This window comes from Variovorax raffinosi (genome assembly GCF_051216615.1).
GTDB lineage: Bacteria > Pseudomonadota > Gammaproteobacteria > Burkholderiales > Burkholderiaceae_C > Variovorax.
This window is the reverse complement of record NZ_JBPJZR010000003.1, coordinates 117,049-138,999: the sequence shown is the minus strand read 5'-3', so window position 1 is coordinate 138,999 and position 21,951 is coordinate 117,049. Positions and strand designations below refer to the sequence as shown.

At 66.3% G+C, this 21,951-nt stretch carries 19 protein-coding genes; 4 read left to right on the top strand and 15 right to left on the bottom strand.

Annotated features, from left to right (window positions below; genetic code table 11):
- Window positions 1-7 precede the first annotated feature (7 nt).
- From ACSFB7_RS11775 to ACSFB7_RS11750, 6 genes are all read right to left on the bottom strand, one after another.
- Window positions 8-1,132, bottom strand: coding sequence for an ABC transporter ATP-binding protein (locus ACSFB7_RS11775; protein ID WP_435470222.1), 1,125 nt, complete (start codon window positions 1,130-1,132; stop codon window positions 8-10).
- A 4-nt stretch (window positions 1,133-1,136) separates the two neighbouring features.
- Window positions 1,137-2,000 carry a carbohydrate ABC transporter permease gene (locus ACSFB7_RS11770; protein WP_435470220.1) on the bottom strand — a complete coding sequence of 288 codons (864 nt, stop codon included), beginning with the start codon at window positions 1,998-2,000 and terminating at the stop codon, window positions 1,137-1,139.
- Window positions 1,981-2,847, bottom strand: coding sequence for a carbohydrate ABC transporter permease (locus ACSFB7_RS11765; protein ID WP_435470218.1), 867 nt, complete (start codon window positions 2,845-2,847; stop codon window positions 1,981-1,983). Before ACSFB7_RS11765 ends, ACSFB7_RS11770 begins: the two co-directional genes overlap by 20 nt.
- Window positions 2,848-2,877: 30 nt before the next feature.
- Complete coding sequence (locus ACSFB7_RS11760) at window positions 2,878-4,128, bottom strand: ABC transporter substrate-binding protein (RefSeq protein ID WP_435470216.1); 1,251 nt, start codon at window positions 4,126-4,128, stop codon at window positions 2,878-2,880.
- 143 nt (window positions 4,129-4,271) lie between these two features.
- Window positions 4,272-5,645 (bottom strand): carbohydrate porin, encoded by a 1,374-nt coding sequence (locus ACSFB7_RS11755; protein ID WP_435470214.1) that lies wholly within the window; start codon window positions 5,643-5,645, stop codon window positions 4,272-4,274.
- Between the two features lie 480 nt (window positions 5,646-6,125).
- Window positions 6,126-7,103 carry a LacI family DNA-binding transcriptional regulator gene (locus tag ACSFB7_RS11750; protein WP_435470212.1) on the bottom strand — a complete coding sequence of 326 codons (978 nt, stop codon included), beginning with the start codon at window positions 7,101-7,103 and terminating at the stop codon, window positions 6,126-6,128.
- A gap of 213 nt (window positions 7,104-7,316) precedes the next feature.
- On the opposite strand from ACSFB7_RS11750, the gene ACSFB7_RS11745 reads away from it, so the two are divergent.
- A complete protein-coding gene (locus ACSFB7_RS11745) occupies window positions 7,317-7,556 on the top strand; it encodes a hypothetical protein (protein ID WP_435470210.1) in 240 nt (79 codons plus the stop codon).
- A gap of 89 nt (window positions 7,557-7,645) precedes the next feature.
- Here the strand turns inward: ACSFB7_RS11745 and ACSFB7_RS11740 are convergent, their stop codons facing one another.
- From ACSFB7_RS11740 to ACSFB7_RS11730, 3 genes are all read right to left on the bottom strand, one after another.
- Window positions 7,646-10,732, bottom strand: a complete 3,087-nt coding sequence (locus tag ACSFB7_RS11740) for an efflux RND transporter permease subunit (RefSeq protein ID WP_435470208.1) — start codon at window positions 10,730-10,732, stop codon at window positions 7,646-7,648.
- Window positions 10,733-10,742: 10 nt separating this feature from the next.
- Window positions 10,743-11,942: an efflux RND transporter periplasmic adaptor subunit gene (locus ACSFB7_RS11735; protein WP_435470206.1), complete on the bottom strand. Its 1,200-nt coding sequence runs from the start codon at window positions 11,940-11,942 to the stop codon at window positions 10,743-10,745.
- Window positions 11,943-12,020: 78 nt separating this feature from the next.
- Window positions 12,021-13,622, bottom strand: a complete 1,602-nt coding sequence (locus ACSFB7_RS11730; RefSeq protein ID WP_435470204.1) for an efflux transporter outer membrane subunit — start codon at window positions 13,620-13,622, stop codon at window positions 12,021-12,023.
- Window positions 13,623-13,877: 255 nt separating this feature from the next.
- Between ACSFB7_RS11730 and ACSFB7_RS11725 the strand changes: the two genes are divergently transcribed.
- Window positions 13,878-14,438, top strand: coding sequence for a fasciclin domain-containing protein (locus ACSFB7_RS11725; protein ID WP_187110468.1), 561 nt, complete (start codon window positions 13,878-13,880; stop codon window positions 14,436-14,438).
- 308 nt (window positions 14,439-14,746) lie between these two features.
- On the opposite strand, the gene ACSFB7_RS11720 is transcribed toward ACSFB7_RS11725, so the two are convergent.
- Entirely contained in the window at window positions 14,747-15,454 is a 708-nt protein-coding gene (locus ACSFB7_RS11720; protein WP_435470202.1) for a LexA family protein, read from the bottom strand.
- A 68-nt stretch (window positions 15,455-15,522) separates the two neighbouring features.
- Between ACSFB7_RS11720 and ACSFB7_RS11715 the strand changes: the two genes are divergently transcribed.
- Together ACSFB7_RS11715 and ACSFB7_RS11710 are read left to right on the top strand one after the other, a co-directional pair.
- Entirely contained in the window at window positions 15,523-15,750 is a 228-nt protein-coding gene (locus tag ACSFB7_RS11715) for a helix-turn-helix domain-containing protein (protein ID WP_435470200.1), read from the top strand.
- A gap of 3 nt (window positions 15,751-15,753) precedes the next feature.
- Window positions 15,754-15,987 (top strand): hypothetical protein, encoded by a 234-nt coding sequence (locus ACSFB7_RS11710; RefSeq protein ID WP_435470198.1) that lies wholly within the window; start codon window positions 15,754-15,756, stop codon window positions 15,985-15,987.
- On the opposite strand, the gene ACSFB7_RS11705 is transcribed toward ACSFB7_RS11710, so the two are convergent.
- The 5 genes from ACSFB7_RS11705 to ACSFB7_RS11685 form a co-directional block, all read right to left on the bottom strand.
- Window positions 15,938-16,441: a hypothetical protein gene (locus ACSFB7_RS11705; RefSeq protein ID WP_435470196.1), complete on the bottom strand. Its 504-nt coding sequence runs from the start codon at window positions 16,439-16,441 to the stop codon at window positions 15,938-15,940. The two genes, ACSFB7_RS11710 and ACSFB7_RS11705, sit on opposite strands and share 50 nt — an antisense overlap.
- Before the next feature lie 28 nt (window positions 16,442-16,469).
- Entirely contained in the window at window positions 16,470-18,491 is a 2,022-nt protein-coding gene (locus ACSFB7_RS11700; protein WP_435470194.1) for an ABC-F family ATP-binding cassette domain-containing protein, read from the bottom strand.
- 172 nt (window positions 18,492-18,663) lie between these two features.
- Window positions 18,664-19,542, bottom strand: coding sequence for a 50S ribosomal protein L3 N(5)-glutamine methyltransferase (prmB, locus tag ACSFB7_RS11695; protein ID WP_435470192.1), 879 nt, complete (start codon window positions 19,540-19,542; stop codon window positions 18,664-18,666).
- Window positions 19,539-20,717: a succinyl-diaminopimelate desuccinylase gene (gene dapE / locus ACSFB7_RS11690; RefSeq protein WP_435470190.1), complete on the bottom strand. Its 1,179-nt coding sequence runs from the start codon at window positions 20,715-20,717 to the stop codon at window positions 19,539-19,541. Before dapE ends, prmB begins: the two co-directional genes overlap by 4 nt.
- Before the next feature lie 25 nt (window positions 20,718-20,742).
- Entirely contained in the window at window positions 20,743-21,891 is a 1,149-nt protein-coding gene (locus ACSFB7_RS11685) for a PilT/PilU family type 4a pilus ATPase (protein ID WP_435470188.1), read from the bottom strand.
- Window positions 21,892-21,951: the final 60 nt, after the last annotated feature.

Below are 21,951 nucleotides of genomic sequence, written 5' to 3'. Positions count from 1 at the left end.
ATTCGCCTTAGGCAATCAATTGCTCTGTGTCGGCATCGAAGAACACGACCTTCGACAGGTCGATGGAAAACCGCGCGTGCGTACCGCTCGACAGCGACACGTCGGGCGGCAGGCGGGCCGTGAAGTCGTGCCCGTCGATGTCGAGCAGCACCAGCGTGTCCGCGCCGGTCGGCTCGACCACTTGCACGCGCGCTTCCACGTGGCATTGCAAAGGCCCAGGCGCCGAGCCCGCAAGCGCCAGGCCCACCGCCTCGGCGCGCAGCCCGACGATGATGTCGCGCTCCGCACAGGCTTGCAGCGCGGCAGGCAGGAGCCCCGGTGGGAGCTGGATCGCCGTCGCGCCCATGCCGCCGTTGGCGGCAAGAAGGCGCAGCTCGCCGTGGCGTTCGGCCGCGATGCGCGCGCGCAGCAGGTTCATGCGCGGCGAGCCCATGAAGCTCGCCACGAAGGTGTTCGCGGGCCGGTTGTAGACCTCGTGCGGCGTGCCCAGTTGCTGCAGCACGCCGCCCTTCATCACCGCGATGCGCGTGGCCAGTGTCATCGCCTCGATCTGGTCGTGCGTGACGTAGACGATGGTGGCGTTCAGCCGCTGGTGCAGCTTCTTGATCTCGGTGCGCATGTCCAGCCGCAACTGCGCATCGAGGTTCGACAGCGGCTCGTCGAAAAGATAGAGCTGCGGCTCGCGCGCCAGTGCGCGCCCGATGGCCACGCGCTGGCGCTGGCCGCCCGAGAGCTGGCGCGGCTTGCGGTCCATCAGGTGGTCGATCTGCAGCAGCTCGCCGACCTTCTTCACGCGATCGGCGCGGGTGGCCTTGTCGACCTTGCGCATCTCCAGCGGAAACTCGATGTTCTTGGCCACCGTCATGTTCGGGTAGAGCGCGTACGACTGGAACACCATCGAGATGTTGCGCTCGGCCGGCGCGGCATGCGTGATGTCGCTGCCGTTGAGCCGCAGCCGGCCTTCGGTGGGCTCCTCCAGCCCCGCGATGATGTTCATCAGCGTGCTCTTGCCGCAGCCCGAGGGGCCGACGAGCACCAGGAATTCACCGTCCTGCAGTGCGATGGAGATGTCGTGCAGGATCTGCACCGAACCGAAACTCTTGCGGATACCCACCAAATCCAGAGAAGCCATTCACCTAACCTTTGACCGAGCCGGCCATGAGGCCGCGCACGAAATACTTGCCCGAAACCAGATACACGACCAGCGTTGGAAGTGCGGCGATGAAGGCACCCGCGAAGTGCACGTTGTATTCCTTGACGCCCGTGGAACTGTTGACGAGGTTGTTCAACGCCACGGTGATCGGGAACGAGCTGTAGTCGCTGAACGAAGCGCCGAAGAGAAATTCGTTCCAGATGTTGGTGAACTGCCAGATCACCGTCACCACGATGATCGGCGTGCTGTTGGGCAGCAGGATGCGCCAGAGCACGCCGAAGAAGCCCGCGCCGTCCATGCGTGCCGAGCGCACCAGCTCCTGCGGAAACGCCGCGTAGTAGTTGCGAAAGAACAGCGTGGTGAAGCCGATGCCGTACACCGTGTTGACGAACACCAGCCCCGTCACCGTGCCCGCGATGCCGAGCAGGCCCAGTGTCTTGGCCATCGGGATCAGCACGATCTGGAACGGAATGAACACCGAGAACAGCATCGCCGCGAACAGCAGGTGCGCGCCGCGAACCTTGAACTGCGTGAGGATGTAGCCGTTGACCGCGCCGATCAGCGTCGACAGCACCACGCCCGGCACCACCAGCAGGAAGGAATTGATGAAGTAGGGCTTCAACCCCGTGGGCTGCACGCCGATCTGCGCGGTGCTCCAGGCGGCGCGCCAGGGTGCGACGGTCCAGTCCAGCGGCAGCGCCATCAGGTTGCCGCTGCGTATTTCTTCCAGCGGCTTCAGCGAGTTGACGACCATCACGTACACCGGCATCAGGAACACCAGTGCCATCACGGCCAGCAGCGCGTAGAGCGCGAAACGCAATGTGCGCTCAGCCATTCCTGGCTCCACGCATCTCGCGCAGCAGGTAGGGCACCACGACGATGCTGATCGCGAGCAGCATCAGCACCGAGCTGGCCGCGCCTACGGCCATTTCATTGCGTGCGAAGGTGTACTGGTACATGAAGACCGAGGGCAGCCAGGTCGAGCGGCCGGGGCCGCCGTTGGTCAGCGCGATGACCAGGTCATACGACTTGATGGCCATGTGCGCCAGGATCACGAAGGCCGAGACGAACACCGGCCCCAGTTGCGGAATGACGATGCGCGTGTAGATCTGCCAGGTGCGCGCGCCGTCGACGCGCGCGGCGCTGATCTGCTCGCTGTCGACGCCGCGCAGGCCGGCCAAAAACACCGCCATCACGAAGCCCGAGGTCTGCCACACGGCGGCGATGACCACGCAGTAGATGGCCATCTCGCCGTCCTTGATCCAGTCGAACGAGAAGCTGCTCCAGCCCAGGCTCTGCAGCGTGTGCTCCAGGCCCACGCCGGGGTCGAGCAGCCACTTCCAGGCCGTGCCGGTCACGATCAGCGAGAGCGCCATCGGATAAAGAAAGATCGAGCGCAGCACGCCCTCGGCACGGATCTTCTGGTCGATCAGGATCGCCAGCCCGAGCCCCAGCGCCATCGCGATGACGATGTAGAGGCCCGCGAAGACCGCGAGGTTGTGCAGCGACACCGACCAGTTCTCCAGCCCCAGCAGCCGTTCGTAGTTCGCCGTGCCCGCCCACTCGGCGGTGGGCAGCATGGTCGATGTCGTGAACGACAGGTACACCGTGAACATGATGTAGCCATAGACACAAACCAGCACGAGCAGGGCGCTGGGGCTCAGGAGGAGCTTGGGGAGCAGGTTGGCTTTCAAGAGAGCTATCGCACTTGAGAAAAAGAAAGATCAGTTCTTTGCAGCGGACACCAGCGCCGTCACCGCCTTCTTGTCGTCGAGCTGTCCGTTGAAGTGGCGCGTGATCACGTCGTAGAACGCGTTCTTGATCGACGCGGGCACCGCATGGCCGTGTGCCATCGAACCCACCAGCGTGTTGGCATGGCTGGCCTCGGCCACGTCCTTGATGGCCTTCTTGCCGCAGGCGTCGAAGGCGGTGTCGGGCACATCGGTGCGCGCGGGCGCCGAGCCCTTGACCACGTTGAAGGCCGACTGGAAGCCCGGCTCCATGATCGCGGCGGCGAGCTTCTGCTGTGCGGCTTCCTTCTCGGGGTCTTTCATCTTGAACATCACGAACTGGTCGGTGTTGAAGGTGACGACGCCCTGCGTGCCCGGAAAGCGGAAGCAGGCGAAGTCCTTGCCCGGCACCTGTTTGGCGTTGACGAACTCGCCCTTGGCCCAGTCGCCCATGACCTGGAAGCCGGCCTTGCCGCCGATCACCATGCCCGAGGCCACGTTCCAGTCGCGGCCCGAAAAATCCTTGTCCACGAGCTTGCGCAACTGGCTCATGCGCTGGAAGACCTTCTCGGTGGTCGGCGAGGCGATGGTCTTGCCGTCGAGTTCGATGAAGACCTTGCGGTAGTAGTCGACGCCGCCGGTGGCCAGGGCCACGCTCTCGAACAGCGTGGCGTCTTGCCATGGCTGGCCGCCGTGGGCGATGCCGATGAAGCCGGCCTTTTGCACCTTCTCTGCGGCGGCGATGAACTCGTCCCAGTTCTTCGGCTCGGCCGTCACGCCGGCCTTGGCCAGCACCGCCTGGTTGGCCCACACCCAGTTGGTCGAATGGATGTTGACCGGCGCGGCGATCCACTTGCCGTTGTACTTGGAGAACTTCTGCAGCGCGGGCGGCACGACCTTGTCCCAGCCGCCTTTCTGCGCGAGCGTGTTGAGGTCGGCCACCACGCCCTGCTTGCCCCAGTCGAGGATGTCGAAGCCCAGCATCTGCGAGGCGGTGGGTGGGTTGCCCGAGGTCACGCGCGCCCGCAGCGCCGTCATGGCGGCTTCGCCGCTGCCGCCGGCCACGGGCATGTCGTTCCACTTGACGCCCTGTTTTTCGAGGTTGCCCTTGAGCACGTTGAGCGCGCCGGCCTCGCCGCCGGAGGTCCACCAGTGCAGGACTTCCACGCTTTGCTGCTGGGCCATGGCCGCGCCGCTTGCCATGGCCAGGCAGAGGGCCGCGATGGTGAATCTGGGGGTGTTCATGTGTTTGTCTCTCGCGTTTGAAGTGTTGGAATCCGGAGTCGGCGGCAGTTTAGGCAGGCCCCTTGGGGCCGCGCGCTGTGATTTCCCGGACGAAAGACAGCGTTGCGAACGCAACAAGCGCACTGCTGGAAGGGATGGATTCGTCATTCCCACCAGGCTTCCATCTGGATGCCGTAGATGGTTGCGCTGCGGCGGCCGTTGGCGCCGAAGGTGCTTGCGTTGGCATCGGCGGCGGCCTTGTTCCAGCTTGCGCGCGTGGCGTAGATGCGGAACTCGGGCCGCGTCCAGAAATTGGTGTTCGGCGAGAAGGCCACCGCCACGGTCCCCTTGTTCAGCGTCTGTCGTGGCTGGTCGCTGGTGCTGCGGCGCGTGGTGCTCAGCTCTGTCAGCAGCTTGGTGTACTTGGCAATGCCATACGACACGCGCCCACCGAGGGTGAAGTCCTTCGTCTCCGGCCCGTTGTCCGGGCGCGTCGTCTGGTAGCCGATCAGCGTCTGCCCGCCGAAGCGCCCGAACTGGAAGTCCATCGAATCCAGGATGCGGCGCTGCTTCGCACCGGCCTGCGGCGTCACCACCGTGCGCTCCACCAGCGGCGCGAACAGGAAGGTGTCGGACGCTGACGCGCCGAACCCTGGCGGCAACAGCAGCCCCGTGGTCGTGGTGCTGTTGTCCAGGTTGTAGAACTTGCCGCTGAGCGAGGCATGCCCGCTCGACGCCTGCGCGATGAAGATGTTGTTCAGCCCCGGCAGCAGGAAGTTCTTCTGGATGTGCATGAGGCCTAGCGCACCGCCATCCTTGCCCTTGGCGAAGTTGCCCGAGATCAGCCCGCCCGTGATGGTGAGCTTGCCGTCAGGGTTGGTGGGAATGTCGCGCCACTGCACGTTGATGCGCTTGGCGTTGTTCGGGTTGCCGCTTCGGTTGTCCACCGAGTCGGCCGTGTGCACCGCCACGTTCAGCCGGCCCAGGCGGCCCAGCGGAATGTCGTCGATGCCGGCGCCGTAGTTGTCGCCGTCTTCCACCACCCACTTGTCCACGATGTGTACGTCCTGGATGCGGTGGTAGCGCTGGCCGGCCCACAGCGTGGCGCTGTTGCCGAAGATGCCGCTGAGGGAGAAGTAGGCCTGCGCGGTGCCGCTCTTGCCGTTGTAGATCGTGGGCATGTAGAACACGCCCCACTTGATGCCGTCGCCCAGGTCGAACTTCTTGCCGATGCCGAATTCCAGGTAGTTGTCGCCCTCGTTGCCCAGGCGGTACTTCTGCAGGTCGCCGCCCAGCGAGTAGCCGCCCTTGGGTGCCCCCTTGGGCGCGCCGAAGAAGCCGCCGCGGCCATAGCCCCAGAACTCCAGGCCGGTGGCGTCGTTGACCTTCTTGATGAAGTCCTTGGTGGGGTCGGTCTTGACCTCGGCTTCGGGTGGTGCGTCCGTGGGCGTGTCCATCGACTGGGCGTGGGCCAGTCCGTGGATGCCGGCGAACAGCACGAGGGCGGCGGCAGTGGGTCGGTTCAGCTTGAATTTCACGGTTGTCTCCTTGGTCAGGTGGTTGTTGTGGGATGTACGCAAGGGCCGTCCGACCGCTTCGGGCGCAAGCTGTCCCGCACCGGCCGGGAAACCGGCGGCGTCGCGTTCAGACGGAGAGGGGGAAAGGGGAGGAGGGCGCGCTATCGCCTCATCGGGCGATGTGCGAAGCGGTCATGAGAAAAGAAGAAAGGCGCGGTGCGCAGCCCGGGTTCGACGCAAGGTGGCAGCGCGGGACGGCACACGGGCATCCACTGTGTGTGCGTGCAGTTCGTCGGCATGTGTGGTGGCTCCTCATTCTTGTGCTGCGTCCTGTCACCGGGTCTCGGGCGCGGGAGCCCGATGTGTGACGGCACGCAGTGTAGGAGCGTGATTTCGCGCGGCATCGTGTGATTTCCCGGACGAAACACAGCGTGACCAGCGCAACAAAACACCGGGCATCACGCCGCGCTTGTCGCACGGCGCGCGCCTTCGGGGCAGGCGTCAGGCCCGGGTGCTTGCCCGCACGATCAGCTCCACCGGCAGCGTGTTGAACCGGGGCATCGAAGACCCCTGCAGCACCAGCTCGACGCCGAAGCGCCCAAGCTCCTGCCGGTCCACGCGCAGGGTCGTCAGCGGCGGGTTGGCTTGCGCGGCTGCCAGCGTGTCGTCGAAGCCGACGATGGCGATGTCCCCGGGAACGGACAGGCCCGCCTGCTTGCAGGTCTGCAGCACCGCCAGCGCCGCTGCGTCGTTGTAGGCGAACACGGCATCCGGTGGCCGGCGCAGCCGCAGCAGTTGCTGCATGGCGGCCATGGCGCCCAGGTCATGCAGTTGCCCGGGCGGTGCCACCACCTCCAGCTCGGGGTCGGCCAGGATGCCGGCTTCGAACAGCGCGCGGCGATAGCCCTGTGCACGCTCCAGGATGCTCACGTGCGCCAGCGAGCCCGCGATGTAGGCGATGCGCCGGCGCCCGATGTCCAGCAGGTGCTGGGTGGCCAGGTAGCCGCCCACCGCGTTGTCGGGGTTCACCGAGGGAAGGTCGCGCAGCGAGCAGTCGATCAGCGCGATCGGCAGGTCCAGCCCCGCCACCATGTCGAGCACTTCGCTCTCGAAGTAGCCGGCCGCCAGCACCATGTCGGGCTCGTGCATGCGCAACTGCTCGCGGATCGGATCGGTCGGCCCACAGGTCAGCAGCGTGGGCACGATGCCGAACTTGCGGCATGCCTCCTCGACGCCGTGCAGCACGTCCGAGAAGAACGGGTTGGTCGAGAAGTGGCTGTGCTGCCGGTGCACCATGAAGGCCAGTTGCTTGGCCTTGGCCCCGCGCAACCGTCCCGGGTTGTAGCCGATGTCTCGCGCCACTTTCCGGATCATGCGACGCGTCTCGTCGGACAGGCCACGCTGGTTCTTCAACGCACGCGAGACGGTGCTGATGGAGACGCCGCAGGCTTCGGCCACATCGCGGATGGTTACGGGCATGTATCGGTCAGGGGTGGTGCTGTCACTTGGAAGACATCATTGTTGCTGCGACTGCAAGGGGTTGTCGAGGCAGTGCTTCATGCGCGCAACAGCCGGGCGGGGGAGAGGAGGCACGCCGATCTGTTTGCTTGCCGCTGAGGTGATGCGGGCGCGAGGAGCGTTACAGTCGCCGTTTCTCATTTCCAGTTCAACCTGCGGCAACTGCTCCTTCCGATGCGCCCCTTCATTGCTCTTTCAGTTATCGTCCTGGCCGCGTCAGCCGCCGGTTGTGTCACGCGAGCGGCCCCTCGCTATACCCCGCTCGGCGACGGCGTCTTCAAGTCGCCGACCTCGCAGGATGCCGAGAACTACTGCCGCAACTTCGGCGCGCCGATGCGCTACCTGGCCAACCAGGGCGCGGAAGACCCGGCGGAGGGCGTTCCCGCCGGGGAAGTCGTCTACCGCTGCGACTGAAGAAAAAGGCCGCAAGGCCAGCCCATTGAAAAAGCCCGCAGTCTTTTCGACTGCGGGCTTTTTGCTGATGGGATGAAGCGACCGGGCGCTCAGGCTTCGGGCGCCACAGGCCCTGGAAGCGCCGCCTGTGCCGGCGTTTCAGCGGCCGGCTGATGTTCTTCCTTCTCGTGCCGCGCCGCGATGAACAGGTACATCGCCGGCACCACGAACAGCGTGAACAGCGTGCCGATCGACAGCCCGCTGAAGATCACGATGCCCATCGCCTTGCGCCCTGCAGCGCCGGCACCCGATGCAATGACCAGCGGCAGCACGCCGAACACCATGGCGGCCGTCGTCATCAGGATCGGGCGCAGCCGCGTGCCGGAGGCCTCGACGATGGCGTCGAGCTTGCTCAGGCCCTGCTTCTGCAGGCGGTTCGCCACTTCGACGATCAAAATGCCGTGCTTGCTGATGAGACCCATCAGCGTGACCAGCCCGACCTGCGTGTAGATGTTCATCGAGGCGAAGCCCCAGAAGATGAAGATCATGGCGCCGAAGAGGGCGAGCGGCACCGACACCAGGATCACCACCGGGTCGCGGAAGCTCTCGAACTGCGCCGCCAGTGCCAGGAACACGATGATCAGCGCGAACAGGAAGGTGATGGCGAAGTTGCCCGACTCCTGCACGAACTGGCGCGACTGGCCCGAGTAGTCGACCGTGTAGCCGCTTGGCGCCAGTTGCTGCACCACGCCGCGCAGGTACTCCAGCGTCTCGCCCTGCGTGCCGCTGGGCACGCCCTGGATGGTCACCGAGTTGAGCTGCTGGAAGTGGTTCACCGTCTCGGGCTGCACCGTGTACTTCAGGCTCGCAACCGTGCTGGCCGGCACCACGCCGTTGGGCGTCTTGATGTAGAAGTTCAGCACGTCCGAGGGGTTGAGCCGGTCGACCTGCTGCACCTGCGGAATCACCTTGTAGGAGCGGCCCGAGATCGAGAAGTAGTTGACGTAGCCGCCGCCGAGCGCCGCGCCCAGCGCGTTGCCCACGTCCTGCTGCGTGATGCCGAGCGACGCGATCTTGTCGCGGTCGACCACCACGGTGGCCTGCGGCAGGTCGATCTTCAGGTCGGCGTCGATGTAGTAGAACTTTCCGTCCGCGCGCGCCTTGTCCATGATCTGCTGCGCGAGCGTGTTCAGGTTCTCGAACGGCTCCGTGGTCTTGATCACGAACTGCACCGGCAGGCCCGAGGCGCCCGGCAGTGCCGGGAACTGGAAGGCCACCACCTTGGCGCCGGCAATGCCGTTCCAGCGCTTTTGCAGGTCGTTCTGGATGTCGTGCGCGCTGCGCGTGCGCTCATCCCAGGGCTTGAGCAGCACGCCGGCAATGCCTGCGTTGGTGCTCGGCACGCCGGTGAGCTGGAACAACTGCGCGTACTCGGGCGTGTCGTGCGCGACCTTGAAGATCTGGTCGGCGTAGGTCTGCATCTGCGTGATGGTGGCCGTGGGCGCACCCACCACCTGCGACAGCACGATGCCCTGGTCTTCTTCGGGTGCCAGCTCGGACTTCGACATCTTGAACATCACGAACAGCAGCCCGATGAGGATGACGCCCATCACGATCATCACCGGCCAGGTCTTCAGCACGCCGCGCAGGATGAGTTCGTAGCGGTGGTGCACGCGCTCGAAGATGTGCTCGATCTTCATCGCGAACTTGCCGCTGTCCTGCTCGGGCTTGAAGATGCGCGAGCACATCATGGGCGAGAGCGTCAGCGCCACCACGCCCGACACCACCACGGCGCCCGCGAGCGTGAAGGCGAACTCGGTGAAGAGCGAGCCGGTCAGCCCGCCCTGGAAGCCGATGGGCACGTACACCGCCACCAGCACCACGGTCATCGCCAGGATGGGGCCGCCCAGCTCGCGCGCCGCCAGCAACGCGGCCTGCATGGGCGTCTTGCCCTGTCGCATGTGGCGGTCGACGTTTTCCACCACGATGATCGCGTCGTCCACCACCAGCCCGATTGCCAGCACCAGCGCCAGCAGCGTGAGCAGGTTGATCGAGTAGCCCAGCACCAGCATCACGAAGAAGGTGCCGATCAGCGACAGCGGCATCGCGATCACCGGCACCAGCACCGCGCGCAGGCTGCCCAGGAAGAGGTAGATGACCACCGTCACGATCAGCAGCGCCTCGACCAGCGTCTTGATCACTTCGGTGATGGAGGTGTTGATGAAGTCGGTCGAGTCGTAGACGATCTTGCCGGTCAGGCCGCTGGGCAGTTGGGCCTGCAGCTCGGGGAAGGTCGTGCGCACCTGCTTGGCCACTTCGAGGATGTTGGCCTCGGGTGCGACCTTGATACCGATGAACACCGAGCGCACGCCGTTGAATGCGACGTTGAAGTCGTAGTTCTCGGAGCCCAGCGTGACGGTGGCCACGTCCTGCAGCCGCACGATGGCGCCGTTGGCGCTTTTCACCGAGAGCTGCTTGAACTCGTCCACGCTGTGCAGCGAAGTGCCGGCCGTCAGCGGCACGGTCACCATCTGGCCCTTGCTGGCGCCGACGGCTGCCAGGTAGTTGTTGGCGGACAGCGCCGCGCTCACGTCGGTTGCGGTCACGCCGAAGGCGGCCATCTTCTGCGCATCGAGCCAGGCGCGCAGCGCGAAGGTGCGCGCGCCCAGGATCTCGGCGGTCTGCACGCCGGGAATGGCGTTGAGCTTGGGCTGCACCACGCGCACCAGGAAGTCGGTGACGTTGTTGTTGGGCAGCGTGTCGCTGTAGAAGCCGATGTACATGGCATCGGTGGTCTGGCCCGTGGCGACGGTCAGCACCGGTTGCTGCGCCTGCGGCGGCAACTGGTTGCGCACCGAGTTGACCTGCGTGTTGATCTCGGTCAGCGCGCGGTTCGAATCGTAGTTCAGCCGCAGGGTGGCGGTGATGGTCGACACGCCCAGGCTGCTGGACGACGACAGGTAGTCGATGCCCTGTGCCTGCGACACGGCGGCTTCGAGCGGCTGCGTGATGAAGCCCGCGACCGTGGCCGCATCGGCGCCGTAGTAGGCGGTGCTGATGGTGACCACGCCGTTCTCGGTCTTCGGGTACTGGTTGACCGGCAGGCCCGAGAGCGCGCGCAGCCCCAGCACCACGATCAGCAGGCTCACCACCATCGCCAGCACGGGCCGGCGGATGAAGATGTCGGTGAAGTTCATGCGGTCGGCCTCACTTTTCCTGCGGCGTCGGGTTCGGGCTGTTGGCCGGCTGGACGCTGTTGTCCACCGCGACCGGCGTGCCGTTCTTCAGCTTGTTCTGTCCGCTGCTCACCACCACCTGGCCGGCTTCCAGGCCCTTGACGATGGCGATCTGGTCGCCGCGCGTCGGGCCGGTCTCGACGAAGACCTGCTGCGCCACGAGCTGTTGTCCGCTCGGTGCGTTGTTGTTGGCAGGGGCGGCCGGCGCTGCGGGCGCGCCAGGGGCAGCGGGTGCCGCAGGCGCGGTGGCGGCCTTGAAGGCGTCGGCCGTCTTCACGACGAACACCGTCGAGCCGTACGGGTTGTAGGTGACGGCGGTGGAAGGCAGCGTGAGCTGTTCCTGCGAGCCGCCGATGTCGATCTTCACGTTGGCGAACATGCCTGGCAGCAGGAGCTGCTTGGGGTTCGAGATGGTCGCCTCGACCTGCACGTTGCGCGTGGTGGCGTCCACCTTCGGGCTGATCGCGTTGATCTTGCCGGTGAAGGCCTGGCCGGGGAAGGTGTCGACCGAGAGGTTGACCACCTGGCCGACCGCCAGCCCGGAAAGCTGCTGCTGCGGCAGCGTGAAGTCGACGTAGATCGGGTCGAGCGTCTGCAGTGTGACCAGCTTGTCGCCCGCGTTCACGTACTGGCCCGGGTTCAGCGTGGTGATGCCCAGGCGGCCCGAGAAGGGCGCGCGGATCGACTTCTTCGCCACGATGGCGGCCTGCTGCTCGACCTGCGCGCGCTTGGCCTTCAGGTCGTTCACGTCGGCGTCGATCTGCGCCTGGCTCACGGCCTGCACCGCGAGCTGCGCCTGGTCGCGCTTGAGCACGGTGGCGGCTTGCGCGGCGGCGGCTTCGGCGGAGTGCAGCAGGGCGATGTCGGAATCGGCATTCAGTTCGACCAGCAGCGCGCCGGCCTTCACGTCCTGCCCGGACTTGAAGTGCACGTTGCGCACCAGCCCCGCCACTTCGGTACTGAGGTCGGCGCCACGCACCGGGTTCAGCGTGCCGACCGCGGCGAACTGCGATTGCCACTGCAGCTTCTGCACTTCGACCGTCGACACGGTCTGCGCGCCAGGCTTGGGCACGGCGGCAATCAACGCGCGGATCTGCAGGAACTTGCCGAGCGCCAGCGCGGCGACCAGCAGCAGCACGCAGCCGATCATGATGATCATTCTCCGGGTCATGGGTAGGCTTCTCTTCGAGTTATGGGTGAAGGGGAGTGGTGCTGCGGCATGGCGAGGTCATGCATGTCGCAGCGGGGTTCAGTTCTGCGCCGGCGCTGCCGGTGCGGGCGAGGCGTCGGAGGCGGGTGCGATCGTCGCGTTGGCAAGCTCGCCACGGTTCCACCAGCCGCCGCCCAGGGCCTGGAAGAGGGCGGCCGTGTCGGCATAGCGCGCGGCCTGGGCCTGCACCAGCGCGGTGTGCGTCTGGAGCCAGGCCTGCTGTGCGGTCAGCAGCTGCACATAGCTGACGGCGCCGGCGCGAAACTGCGTCGTGGTCAGATCAAGCGACTGCTTGGCGAGCGATTCGGCCGTGGCCTGGTTCTGCAGCGCGATGGCGTCGAATTCGAGCGCGCGCAGGGCATCGGCCACGTTCTGGAAGGCGCCGAGCACGGTGCTGCGGTACTGCGCTGCCGCCGAGTCGTAGGCCGCCTCTGCCGCGCGCCTTTGCGCCCGCAGCGCCCCGCCATTGAAGAGCGGCTGCGTCAGCCCTGCGCCCACGTTCCACAAGGTGGTCGGGCCGCTGAACAGGTCACGCGCGCGCGTCGCGCTGTTGCCGTAGCTGCCCGTGAGCTGGAGCTGCGGATAGAGGTTGGCCGTGGCCACGCCGACTGCTGCGCTGGCCTGGTGCAGTTGCGCTTCGCTGGCGCGCACGTCCGGCCGCTGGCGGGCCAGCTCCGATGGCAACGAGATCGGCAGGGCCTGCGGCAGCGTGAGGCTCGCCAGGTCGAACTCCGGCAGGCCCGATTCGGCCGGCAGGCGTCCGGCGAACACCGCGAGCTGATGGCGGGTTTGCGCGAGCGATTTTTCGATGGGCGGCAGGGTGGCTTGCGTCTGCGCCACCTGCGTGCGCTGCTGCAGCACGGTCGACTTGGGAATTGCGCCGGTGTCGAACTGCTTTTCGATCACGTTCAACTGTTCGCGCTGAGCCTGCAGCACTTCGCGCGAGGCCTGGAGCTGCGCGCGCAGCGAGGCTTCGCGGATGGCCGTGGTCACGAGGTTGGAGGTCAGCGTGAGGTAGACGGCCTCGACCTGATATCGCTGTGCATCGACGGCCGCCTGCGCGCCTTCGACCTGGCGGCGCGCGCCGCCGAACACGTCGAGGTTGTAGCTGACGTTGATCGATGCGTTGTACAGCGTGAGCAACTGGCCGCCCGCTACCTGGGTGGTGACTTGCGACGCGCGCTCGCGCTGCGCGCCGAGCTGGGCGCTGACCTGCGGCCACAGCAGATTGCCCGACTTCGCTTCGTAGGTGGCTTCCGCCTCGCGCAGCGCGGCCTGTGCGGATGCGAGCGTGGGGCTTTGCGCGAGCGAGGCGCGAATCAACTGGTCGAGCGGTGCCGACTGGAACACGCCCCACCACTGCGCGGGAATGTCGCGGCCCGCCAGCAGCTCCTGCGACTGGCCGCCCGGCGTATCGGCCTGCGCGGTCCGCGGGGGCGTCGGCGCGGGTGTGTAGTCCGCCCCCTGGGCGGAGGCGGGCAGCCCGGGTGTCTTGAAGTCGGGGCCGACCGCACAGGCACTCAGGAGCAGGACCGCGCTGAGCACGGCCCCATGAGCGGGCCACCCCGGCCGTCGGCGCGCGCTGGCCGCGCGCGACGAACTGGGGTGATCCTCCAACGCATGGTTTTCTTGATTTGGCATGGGGGAGCGTTTGTACACCCGGAAGGGCCGGGGGTAGCTGACTTTCCTGAAATGTCGCCGCACCCGCGCCGCGGCGCAATAGCGATGCGACGAAATTGGTACTACAGGGCGCGAAAAGCGCGGGCGCGGTGCGAAGTGCGCCGGCCGTGAAAGTCCTTTTTCTTTTAGTCGGCGCCGAATCTGTTCCGCGCGGGGCCCCGTATGGATGACAGCCGCCGCGATTTCGTGGCGGTCCACTCAACCAGGAGCATCTCCATGCAAAGCAAACTTCATCGCCTCGCTTCCGTCACTCTCGCCATCGCGATTTCCGCCGGTGCCGTCTCGGCCATGGCCGCTTCCGTCATGGTGGGCGGTGCGCCGATGCTGCCGACCAAGGACATCATCGACAACGCCGTCAACTCCAAGGACCACACCACGCTGGTTGCCGCCGTCAAGGCTGCCGGCCTTGTCGACACGCTGAAGGGCCCGGGTCCGTTCACCGTGTTCGCACCGACGAACGAAGCCTTTGCCGCGCTGCCTGCCGGCACCGTCGACACGCTGCTCAAGCCCGAGAGCAAGGATGCGCTGACCGGCGTGCTGACCTACCACGTGGTGGCCGGCAAGCTCGACGCAGCCGCGCTGAAGAAGGAGATCAAGGCGGGCAAGGGCTCGGCCGAACTGAAGACCGTGGCCGGCGGCGTGCTCGTCGCTTCGGAGAAGGGCGGCAAGATCATGATCACCGACGAGAAGGGCGGCACCGCCACGGTGACCATTCCCAATGTGTACCAGTCGAACGGCGTGATTCACGTGGTCAATAAGGTCCTGTTGCCCAAGTAAGCCGCGGCTTATTCCAGGAACACCGCGGAACCGGCTTTGCCGGGCCGCAGGTGTTGCCCCCGGTAGGGGGTTGGCGTAGCGACACGAAGTGCGCGCAGCCTGGGGGCGAGCAACAGGCCTATAAAAAAACAGCCCGCACGAGGCGGGCTGGAAGGTGACCTGCTGGAGGAGGGAGGATCAGAGAGTGCAGGCCACAGGGAGAGACTTGACTATCTCTTTCCAACCTGCCCGCAACCTGACTGTCACATTCCCCGGCCCTTTCGGCTGAGTGAAGATCAGGTGAAGAATTGTGAAGATGCGAGGCGAACTCAGTCCTCGTCTTCCCACTTTCCGATGACGGTGCCGAGCACGCTGAAGGCCGCGCGGATCGGCTCGTGCTTCGGGTTCAACGGCAGCAGCCAGCGGCGGCCGTCATCTTCCTTGTAGGTCTTGAAAGTGATGTCGTCGCCGTCTTCGAGCTGGGCGATGACGCGCTCGCCGTCCGCCGGCGTTCTGAGCTGCGTGTCGATGAAGATGATCGAGTCTTCGGGATAGCTTTTCAGCTCCCCGCTCGGCGAGACCATGCTGTCGCCGCGCACCCGCAGCGCATAGGTCTGGCGGCTGTGATGGGCGATGCAGGGAATCCAGCGCGCGGCATCGGCCGCCTGCTTGCCCGCCTTGTCCCAGTTGGCCGCCTGCGGCCATGAAAGGAGCGGCACCGTGTCGGGTGTGCCGGGTGCGAAGCACGGCACCTCGGGCGGGACGCGCACGACGCGGTACACGGCGGCTGGTTCATTGGCGCTGTCCGGCGCCGTCTGCACCGGGTCCCAGGGCGCGCGGCCATCGCCGGTGTCGAGCCAATGCGGATCGGCGCCGTAGATGCGGGCCAGGGCCAGCAGGCCCATGGTCCGGGTGGTGTCCCCGCGCTCGATCTTTGAAATGCTGGACTGTTTGACGCCGGACGCGGCCTCAGCTTGCCGCTGAGTCAGCTTGGCATGTTTGCGGGCCGCCTTGGCGCGTGTGGCAATAGTCTCCATGGCGGCAGATTTAAGCCCAGATGAATATTACCTTTAAACTGGTAAATATAAAAAAGGGAGTAATTGCCATGAAGCCACGCGAGTTGGTGCTGGCGCTGCGGGCCATGGGCCTGACGCAAAAGCAGATCCAGGAAAGAACCGGAATTCCTCAACCCACGGTCAGCAAGATCGGGCTGGGGCGTGTCAGCGACGTGATGTCGCGCCATTACGTGGCGCTGCTGCGCGCCTACGAACAAGGGGTGAAGGAGCAGGCCGTGCGGCCGGCGCCCTTTGCATGGCCCCGCATCCATGACTGAGCGGTGCGCTGGCCTTCGCCGCCGGGCCTGTGGCTCGACCGCGCGCTGTGCGTGCTGCTGGCGCTGCTGTCCTTTGCGGCACTGACCTGCGGGGTTCTGTCGGGCCGCCCCGGTCTTGTCGGTTGGGGCGCCTTCGGGCTGATCGGCGCGCTGGCCGCGGCGATGGTGCTGTTCGACGGCGAAGCGCTCAGGCGCTCGCGTGCGCTTCGGGCGGCGCGAGAGCGAGAGTGGCGCTGACGCGTACGCAGTCCTTGATGTGCTGCTCGCCCAGGGCGCGCAGGGCCGCATAGCCCAGCGCGGCGGAAACGAGCTGTCCGGCAATCGGCACGTACTTGGTCGCCTGCTTGGCCGTGAGGCGCACGCCCGCATGCTTGGCCAGCCGGATCAGCAGGTCGCGCGTGACCAGCCGCCCCACCAGCAAGGCGCCCACCGTGGTGGCGGCCTTCTGGATGCGCTCGCGCTGGTGCGGCGCGAGCCTTTCGACCTGGGTGACCGAGAGCCCGAACTCGGCGCTGATCTGCGGCACCAGCCGAGAGAGCAGGGCCGCATCGGCCGCCCAGTCGATGCCGGGCAGCGGTATTGCGCTGGCAGCGGCTGCCATCAGGGCCTTGCGGCCGATCAGGCGGCGGCTGCGTTGCACCGCAGCTATCAGCTTTTCGTCGCCGTTGGCGAGGTCGATGGCAGACGGCATGCGGTGGTGTCCTTTTGCTGTGGCCGCGTCAGGCGGTCAATGCTTCCAGTTGGTCCGACAGGGCCAGCCAGCGCTCTTCGAGGCGGGCGATTTCGTCGTTGAGCGCTTTCAGGCGCTTGCCCGCATCGGCAATCTCGGCCGGCGGCAGCGGCTGCGCCAGCCGCGCTTCGAGCGCGGTGCGCTCGGTGCCTGCCGCTGCCATGCGTTCGTCGATCTGGGCGATCTCGCGCTTGATCGGCTTGGCCTGGTCGTTGCGCTGCTGGCGGTCCTGGGCGTCCTGCTTGCGTTGCTGCGGGTTCTTGCTGGTTTCGGTGCTCGAAGCGGCTGCAACGGCCGTCTTTGCCGGGGTTGCCGCTGCGGCTTCAATGGCGTTTGCCGCATCGCGCACTGCCACCTTGGCTTCTTCGCGCAGGCGCTTGGCTTCGTCCAGCAGGTAGCGCTGGTAGTCGTCCAGGTCGCCGTCGAAGTCGGTGACGACACCGCGGCCCACCAGCCAGAACTCGTCGCACACCGAGCGCAGCAGCGCACGGTCGTGGCTCACCAGCATCAGCGTGCCTTCGAACTCGTTGAGCGCCACGGCCAGGGCTTCGCGGGTGGCAAGGTCCAAATGGTTGGTGGGCTCGTCCAGCAGCAGCAGGTTGGGGCGCTGCCAGACCATCATGGCCAGCACGAGACGGGCCTTTTCGCCGCCGCTCATGGTGCCCACGGGCTGCTTGACCATGTCGCCGCTGAAGTTGAAGCTGCCCAGGAAGCCGCGCAGGGCCTGCTCGCCGGTGGCTTCCTTGGCGTTGCTGCCCAGCTCGCGCGCCATGCGCACCATGTGTTCGAGCGGGTTGTCCTGCGGGCGCAGCACGTCGAGTTCCTGCTGCGCGAAGTAGCCGATGTTCAGGCCCTTGCCTTCGGTGACTTCGCCGGCCAGCGCGCCCATTTCGCGCGCGATGGTCTTCACCAGCGTCGACTTGCCCTGGCCGTTGGCGCCCAGGATGCCGATGCGCTGGCCCGCCAGCACCGAGCGGCTGACGCCGCGCAGGATGGTCTTGGGCTCCTCGCCTTCCGCTTCGTAGCCGAAGCTCGCGTTGGCAATCGACAGCATCGGGTTCGGGATGTTGCCCGGCTCCTTGAACTCGAAGGTGAAGTCGGCCTCGGCCAGCAGCGGCGCGACCCGTTCCATGCGCTCCAGTGCCTTGACCCGGCTTTGCGCCTGCTTGGCCTTGCTGGCCTTGGCCTTGAAGCGGTCGATGAACTTCTGCAGGTGGGCGATCTTGTCCTGCTGCTTGGAGAAGGCGACCTGCTGCTGTTCCATCTGCAGCGCGCGCATGTCCTCGAACTTGCTGTAGTTGCCGCCGTAGCGCGTGAGCTGGGCGTTGGCGATGTGCAGGGTCACGTCGGTCACGGCGTCTAGGAACTCGCGGTCGTGGCTGATGACGATCATGGTGCCGGCGTACTTCTGCAGCCAGGCTTCGAGCCAGACGAGCGCGTCCAGGTCCAGGTGATTGGTGGGTTCGTCGAGCAGCAGCAGGTCGCTCGGGCACATCAGCGCGCGGGCCAGTTGCAGGCGCATGCGCCAGCCGCCCGAGAAGCTGTTGACGGCGCCGTCGAGCTCATGCGACTTGAAGCCCAGCCCGAGGATCAGCGCCTGCGCGCGCGGCACGGCATCGTGCTCGCCGGCATCGGCCAGGTCGGTGTAGGCGTGGGCCAGCTCCATGCCGATGTCGGCGTCGTCGGGGTTCTCGGTGTAGGCCGCCTCGATGGCGGCCAGCGTGGCGCGCAGCTCGGTCAGGCGGGTGTCGCCGCCCACCACGAACTCGGTGGCCGATTCCTCGGTTTCGGGCATGTCCTGCGCCACCTGCGCCATGCGCCACTGCTTGGGCACGTAGAAGTCGCCGCCGTCTTCGTGCAGCGAGCCGTTGAACAGCGCGAACAGCGAGGACTTGCCGGCACCGTTGCGCCCCACAAGGCCGACCTTCTCGCCGGGGTTGAGGTTGACGGTGGCGCCGTCGAGCAGTTTCTTGGCGCTGCGGCGAAGAATGACGTTTTTGAGAGTAATCATGAAATAGGAACCGTAGGGGCGATTATCCCGTCCGGCCCTTGGCGGCCTGGCGCGAAGGGCAAATGGAGACACCACCCGATGAAGGGGGACTGCAGCCGGGGCTGCGAGAAAGCGGCAAAAAAAAGGGGCTTGGGCGGGCGCAGCTAACGCACGCCGGCACCGGCGGCCAGCCTCATGGCGGGGTGAGCGACGCAAGGGCCGCACGGGTCACGAGCAGCACCTGGTCTTCGCCGGCCGAGGTTTCGAGCCAGACCACTTCGAGCTGCGGAAAGGCCGCCTCGAAGTACTCGCGTTCGTTGCCGATTTCCAGCACCAGCACCGCCTGCTCGCTCATGCGCGAAGGTGCGCCGGCGAACAGTTGGCGCACGAAGTCCATGCCGTCGGTGCCGCCGGCCAGCGCCAGTTCGGGCTCGGCGCGGTATTCGGCGGGCAGGGCGGCCATGCTTGCGCTGTTCACATAGGGCGGGTTGCACAGCACCAGGTCGTAGGGGCCGGCCAGCTTGGCCAGGCCATCGGATTCGACCAGCTTCACGCGCGCATCGAGTGCGTGCCGGGTGACGTTGATGGCGGCCACTTCGAGCGCTTCGACGGACAGGTCGGCAGCGTCCACGGTCACGTCCGGGTAGGTCAGCGCCGCGATCACGGCCAGGCTGCCGTTGCCGGTGCACAGGTCGAGCACGCGCTGCGTGTGCGGGCCGAGCCAGTAGTCGATGCTGCCATCGGCGATCAGCTCGGCGATGAAGCTGCGTGGCACGATGGCGCGCTCGTCCACGTAGAAAGACACGCCCTGCAGCCAGGCCTCTTTCGTGAGGTAGGCGGCGGGCTTGCGCGTGGCGATGCGTTCATCAATCAGCGCGACGACCTTGCCGGCGTCGGCCGGCGACACGGGCCTGTCGGCCACCGCATCGATGTCGTCCAGCGGCAGCTTCAGGCGCCACAGCACCAGCCAGGCGGCTTCGTCGAAGGCGTTGGCCGTGCCGTGGCCGAAGGCCACGCCGGCGTCGGCGAGGCGCTGTGCGCCGGCCTCGATCAGCTCGATGACGGTGCTCATCGGGCGAGCGCGGCGTCGAGCTGCTTGAGCGTGCGCACGTAAATATTCTTCAGCGTCTCGATCTCGGCCACGTCGATGTGCTCGTCGATCTTGTGGATGCTGGCGTTGACCGGGCCCAGCTCGACCACCTGCTTGCAGATCTTGGCGATGAAGCGCGCGTCGCTGGTGCCGCCGCTGGTCGACAGCTCGGTCTCGATGCCGGTTTCTTCGCGGATGGCGCCTTGCACCGCCACCACCAGTTCGCCGGGCGTGGTCAGGAAGGGCAGGCCGCCGATGGTCCAGGCCAGCGTGTAGTCGAGGCCGTGCGCGTCGAGCACCGAATGCACGCGCTGCTGCAGCGACTCGGGTGTCGATTCGGTCGAGAAGCGAAAGTTGAAGTCGATCACCGCGCTGCCCGGAATCACGTTGCTGGCGCCGGTGCCCGAGTGGAAATTGCTGATCTGCCAGCTTGTGGGCTGGAAGTAGGGGTTGCTCGCGGCGTCCCAGCCGCCGGCCGTGTTGAGGGCCACCAGTTCGGCCAGCGCGGGCGCCACCGAATGCACCGGGTTCTTGGCCAGGTGCGGATAGGCGATGTGGCCCTGCACGCCCTTGACCGTGAGCTTGCCGCTCATGGTGCCGCGGCGGCCGTTCTTGATCATGTCGCCGCAGCGTTCCACGGCAGTGGGCTCGCCGACGATGCAGTAGTCGATGACCTCGCCGCGCGCGGCCAGCGTGTTGCAGACGATGACGGTGCCGTCGACGCCGGGGCCTTCTTCATCGCTGGTGAGCAGCAGGGCCAGCGTGAGCCTGGGCTCGGGCGTGGCCTGCAGGAATTCTTCGATGGAGGTCACGAAGGCCGCCACCGAGGTCTTCATGTCGCAGGCCCCGCGGCCGTAGAGCTTGCCGTCGCGGTGCGTGGGCGTGAACGGGTGGCTGGTCCATTGTTCGATCGGGCCGGTGGGCACCACGTCGGTATGGCCGGCGAACACCAGCGTCTTGGTTGCAGCGGCGCCGGCCGGGCGGCGCACCGCCCACAGGTTGGTCACGCGAAAGTCGGCCGGGCCGCTTTCGATGGTTTCCAGCGTGAAGCCCAGTTGCGCCAGCCGCTCGCCGAGGATCTGTTGGCAGCCCGCGTCGTCGGGCGTGACCGAGGGGCGCGAGATGAGTTGTTCGGCGAGCTGGAGCGTGCGGGACATCGGAGAAAAGCCGGGAAGGCTGGGTTCAGAACTTCACGTCGAGCGTGATGTCGGTAAAAGTGGGTTCGTCGACCTGGTCCGTGAGGTTGCGGTCGTCGACTTGCTGCTTGGGTGCGGCGCGGTTCTGCAGGCGCCACAAGAGGTTGGTGGGCGAGTCGGCCTGGGCCAGGCCTTCTTCGCGCGTCACGCGCTCGTCGATGATGAGGCGCGCAATGTCTTCCTCGAAGGTCTGCGAGCCTTCGGCCATCGATTGCACCATGGCCTCTTTCACGGCGGAGAAGTCGCCCTTTTCGATCAGCTCGGCCACCAGCGCGGTGTTGAGCATGACTTCGAGCGCCGGCACGCGGGCGCCGGCCGGTGTGCGCAGCAGCCGCTGCGACACCACGGCGCGCAGTGCCGAGCCGAGGTCGCCCAGCATGGTGGGACGCACTTCGACAGGGTAGAAGCTCAGGATGCGGTTGAGCGCGTGGTAGCTGTTGTTGGCGTGCAGCGTGCTCACGCACAGGTGGCCCGACTGCGCATAGGCAATCGCGGCGCTCATGGTTTCGCGGTCGCGGATTTCGCCGATCTGGATCACGTCGGGCGCCTGGCGCAACGCGTTCTTGAGCGCGACCTGCAGCGACGCCGTGTCGCTGCCCACGTCGCGCTGATTCACCAGCGACTTCTTGTTGGTGTAGGTGAACTCGATCGGCTCTTCGACCGTGAGGATGTGGCCGCTGGCGTTTTCGTTGCGGTAGTCGAGCATCGAAGCCAGCGTGGTGGTCTTGCCCGCGCCGGTGGCGCCCACCATCAGGATCAGCCCGCGCTTTTCCATGATGAGCGTCTTGAGGATGTCGGGCAGGTTCAGCTCGGCAAAGCTCGGGATCTTCGAGGCGATGTGCCGCACCACCACCGCGTAGCTGCCGCGCTGGCGCATGGCGCTGATGCGGTAGTTGCCCGCGCCTTCGAGGGCGATGGCCACGTTCAGCTCGCCCGTGCTTTCCAGTTCCTGGATACGGGCGGCGGGCACCACCTCGGCCAGCAGCGCGAGCGGCGCCGCGGGCGGCAGCACCTGCGCGTTGATGGGCACGCAGTTGCCGTTGATCCGGATCTGCACCGGGGAGTGGGCCGAGAGGTAGATGTCGGAGGCCTTGCGCTCGGCCATCAAACGAAGAATCCGCTCCATCATGTTCATCGGTCTCTCTCCTCGGGTGCTGTTTTTCTAAGGGGAAGGATCAGTGGCGCAAAGGCCGGC